At 49.1% G+C, this 4,924-nt stretch carries 2 rRNA genes; both read right to left on the minus strand.

Features of this window, described 5'->3' with window-relative positions:
• Window positions 1-70 precede the first annotated feature (70 nt).
• Window positions 71-2,972, minus strand: a 23S ribosomal RNA gene (locus tag DP68_RS03125).
• 200 nt (window positions 2,973-3,172) lie between these two features.
• Window positions 3,173-4,681: ribosomal RNA gene (locus DP68_RS03130) — 16S ribosomal RNA — on the minus strand.
• The 16S and 23S rRNA genes sit together here, the layout of an rRNA operon.
• Between the last annotated feature and the right edge of the window lie 243 nt (window positions 4,682-4,924).

Below are 4,924 nucleotides of genomic sequence, written 5' to 3' on the forward strand. Positions count from 1 at the left end.
CTTCAAGCCATAATCACCAGATATATAGAAAGAACTATGTTCTTTCAAAATTGCACAGAGTACTATTAATTAGATCAAGCCCTCGACCTATTAGTATCAGTCAGCTGAATGCATTACTGCACTTACACCTCTGACCTATCAACCTTGTGTTCTTCAAGGGGTCTTACTAGCTTACGCTATGGGAAATCTCATCTTGAGGTGGGCTTCACGCTTAGATGCTTTCAGCGTTTATCCCGTCCTGACATAGCTACCCAGCAATGCTCCTGGCGGAACAACTGGTGCACCAGAGGTCAGTCCATCCCGGTCCTCTCGTACTAAGGACAGCTCCTCTCAAATTTCCTACGCCCGCGACGGATAGGGACCGAACTGTCTCACGACGTTCTGAACCCAGCTCGCGTGCCGCTTTAATGGGCGAACAGCCCAACCCTTGGGACCTACTTCAGCCCCAGGATGCGACGAGCCGACATCGAGGTGCCAAACCTCCCCGTCGATGTGGACTCTTGGGGGAGATCAGCCTGTTATCCCCGAGGTAGCTTTTATCCGTTGAGCGATGGCCCTCCCACGAGGAACCACCGGATCACTAAGCCCGACTTTCGTCCCTGCTCCACTTGTAAGTGTCGCAGTCAGGCTCCCTTCTGCCTTTGCACTCTACGCGCGATTTCCAACCGCACTGAGGGAACCTTTGGGCGCCTCCGTTACTTTTTTGGAGGCGACCGCCCCAGTCAAACTGCCCACCTAACAATGTCCCGTGACCAGATTCATGGCCTCCGGTTAGAATCCCAGTACTGTCAGGGTGGTATCCCAAGGATGACTCCACAAAGGCTGACGCCCTTGCTTCCAAGTCTCCCACCTATCCTGTACAGACAATACCGAAATTCAATGCTAAGCTACAGTAAAGCTCTACGGGGTCTTTCCGTCCAATCGCGGGTAGCAAGCATCTTCACTTGCACTACAATTTCGCCGGATTTGTTGTTGAGACAGTGCCCAAGTCATTACGCCATTCGTGCGGGTCGGAACTTACCCGACAAGGAATTTCGCTACCTTAGGACCGTTATAGTTACGGCCGCCGTTTACTGGGGCTTAAGTTCACCGCTTCGCTTGCGCTAACGGATCCCCTTAACCTTCCAGCACCGGGCAGGCGTCAGCCCCTATACATCAGCTTTCGCTTTAGCAGAGACCTGTGTTTTTGCTAAACAGTTGCTTGGGCCTATTCACTGCGACCACATTTCTGTGGCACCCCTTCTCCCGAAGTTACGGGGCTAATTTGCCGAGTTCCTTAACAACAATTCTTCCGCTGGCCTTAGGATTCTCTCCTCACCTACCTGTGTCGGTTTGCGGTACGGGCACTAACTTCCTCCCTAGAGGCTTTTCTTGACAGTGTGGAATCAGATACTTCGCGATAAATCGCTCCCCATCACACCTCAGATTCAACTGGCGGATTTGCCTACCAGTCACTCCTAAATGCTTAGACGCACATCCAGTAGTGCGCACATCCTATCCTTCTGTGTCACCCCATCGGTAATAACGTTAGTTAGTGGTATTGGAATATCAACCAATTGTCCATCACCTACGCCTTTCGGCCTCGGCTTAGGTCCCGACTAACCCTGAGCGGACGAGCCTTCCTCAGGAAACCTTAGGTTTTCGGCCAATAAGATTCTCACTTATTTCTCGCTACTTATGCCAGCATACTCACTCCTGTACAGTCCACCGTTCCTTTCGGTACGACTTCAACCCATACAGGAAGCTCCTCTACCACGTGTCGTTAGACACATCCATAGCTTCGGTGGTAAGTTTTAGCCCCGGACATCTTCGGCGCGGGATCTCTTGACTAGTGAGCTATTACGCACTCTTTAAATGAGTGGCTGCTTCTAAGCCAACATCCTAGTTGTCTTAGAAATCCCACATCCTTTTCCACTTAACTTACACTTTGGGACCTTAGCTGATGGTCTGGGCTGTTTCCCTTTTGACCACGGATCTTATCATTCGTAGTCTGACTGCCTGGATAAAAGTATATGGCATTCGGAGTTTGATAGGGTTCGGTAACTGTTGTCAGCCCCTAGCCCATTCAGTGCTCTACCTCCATTACTCAATTACCAGACGCTAGCCCTAAAGCTATTTCGAGGAGAACCAGCTATCTCCGAGTTCGATTGGAATTTCTCCGCTATCCACAGCTCATCCCATGGTTTTTCAACACCAACGTGGTTCGGTCCTCCACGGAATTTTACTTCCGCTTCAACCTGTCCATGGATAGGTCACCCGGTTTCGGGTCTACGGCATGCAACTAGTCGCCCTATTCAGACTCGGTTTCCCTTCGGCTCCGCACCTTAAGTGCTTAACCTTGCTACATACCGTAACTCGCTGGCTCGTTCTACAAAAAGCACGTGGTCACACGTTAATGTGCTTCCACCGGTTGTAGGCACACGGTTTCAGGTTCTATTTCACTCCCCTCCCGGGGTTCTTTTCACCTTTCCCTCACGGTACTACTTCACTATCGGTCACCAGTTAGTATTTAGCCTTGGGAGGTGGTCCTCCCTGCTTCCCACAAGGTTTCACGTGTCTCGTGGTACTCTGGATTAGATCTTAGGATTTCTTTTTTCACATACAGGACTATTACCTTCTACGGTAGAGCGTTCCAGCTCTCTTCTGTTAAAATCCATCCATATTTATGATCTATCCTCAACCCCAGAAACAAGTTTCTGGTTTGGGCTCTTTCCATTTCGCTCGCCGCTACTTAGGAAATCGATTTTTCTTTCTCTTCCTCCGGGTACTTAGATGTTTCAGTTCCCCGGGTCTACCTCCATAAGCCTATGTATTCAGCTTACAGTACATAGCGTTAGCTATGTGGGTTGCCCCATTCGGAAATCTCCGGATCTCAGGCTATTTGCGCCTACCCGAAGCTTATCGCAGCTTATCGCGTCCTTCATCGGCTACTGGTGCCAAGGCATCCGCCATGCGCCCTTTCTAGCTTGATCTTCAAGTTAGATTAGACCTAGTAATAAATATTATTTATCACTTATTAACCAATATTTTAAAATATACTCTGTGCAATTTTCAAAGAACATTGAGAGATAACCAAAGTTGATAACATTTGCTATCAACCATTAAGGTCTCTCAAAATTAAACAGAGAATGAAACCTTCAAGAAAGCTCATCGCTTCTTGTCGACTCCTTAGAAAGGAGGTGATCCAGCCGCAGGTTCTCCTACGGCTACCTTGTTACGACTTCACCCCAATCATTGACCCCACCTTCGGCCGCTGGCTCCTTACGGTTACCTCACGGACTTCGGGTGTTGCCAACTCTCATGGTGTGACGGGCGGTGTGTACAAGGCCCGGGAACGTATTCACCGCGACATGCTGATTCGCGATTACTAGCAACTCCGGCTTCATGTAGGCGAGTTTCAGCCTACAATCCGAACTGGGATTGGTTTTTGAGTTTTGCTCCACCTCACGGTCTTGCGTCTCGTTGTACCAACCATTGTAGCACGTGTGTAGCCCTAGACATAAGGGGCATGATGATTTGACGTCATCCCCACCTTCCTCCCGGTTAACCCGGGCAGTCTCATTAGAGTGCTCAACTTAATGGTAGCAACTAATAATAAGGGTTGCGCTCGTTGCGGGACTTAACCCAACATCTCACGACACGAGCTGACGACAACCATGCACCACCTGTCTCCCTGCCCCGAAGGGCTTCCTCCGTTACGAGTAATTCAGGGGATGTCAAGTCTAGGTAAGGTTCTTCGCGTTGCTTCGAATTAAACCACATGCTCCGCTGCTTGTGCGGGCCCCCGTCAATTCCTTTGAGTTTTAATCTTGCGACCGTACTCCCCAGGCGGAATACTTATTGTGTTAACTGCGGCACAGAAGGGGTCGATACCTCCTACACCTAGTATTCATCGTTTACGGCGTGGACTACCAGGGTATCTAATCCTGTTTGCTCCCCACGCTTTCGAGCCTCAGCGTCAGTTACAGTCCAGAAAGTCGCCTTCGCCACTGGTGTTCTTCCTAATCTCTACGCATTTCACCGCTACACTAGGAATTCCACTTTCCTCTCCTGCACTCCAGATATCCAGTTTCAAATGCAGCACCCAAGTTAAGCTCGGGTATTTCACATCTGACTTAAATATCCGCCTACGCTCCCTTTACGCCCAGTAAATCCGGACAACGCTTGCCACCTACGTATTACCGCGGCTGCTGGCACGTAGTTAGCCGTGGCTTCCTCCTCTGGTACCGTCATTATCGTCCCAGAAGACAGAGCTTTACAACCCGAAGGCCTTCTTCACCCACGCGGCGTTGCTGCGTCAGGGTTTCCCCCATTGCGCAATATTCCCCACTGCTGCCTCCCGTAGGAGTCTGGACCGTATCTCAGTTCCAATGTGGCCGATCACCCTCTCAGGTCGGCTACGCATCGTTGCCTTGGTGAGCCATTACCTCACCAACTAGCTAATGCGCCGCGGGTCCATCTCAAAGCGGATTACTCCTTTGATTATCTCTTCATGCGAAAAAATAATGTTATGCGGTATTAATCTCCCTTTCGGGAGGCTATCCCCCTCTTTGAGGCAGGTTACCCACGTGTTACTCACCCGTCCGCCGCTAATCCACCCCGAAGGGTTTCATCGCTCGACTTGCATGTGTTAGGCACGCCGCCAGCGTTCGTCCTGAGCCAGGATCAAACTCTCAATTTAAAAGTTTAATCTGTTTCGCTCATCGCGTTTCTTAACATTTAACTGTTAAGTAATTGACTGGTTTCTATTCTCTGTTCAATTTTCAAAGACCCTGTCGCTCTAAGCGACTTTTACATATTAACATTTTTGTTTCTTCTTGTCAACAACTTTTTAAAACATTTTTAAAACCTTTGTTGACTTATTTGTCGTTTCTTGTGACGACATGTGTTATTGTATCATGTATATACTATTGCTCTATTATTA

The organism is Clostridium sp. HMP27 (assembly GCF_000765165.1).
GTDB lineage: Bacteria > Bacillota > Clostridia > Clostridiales > Clostridiaceae > Clostridium_AK.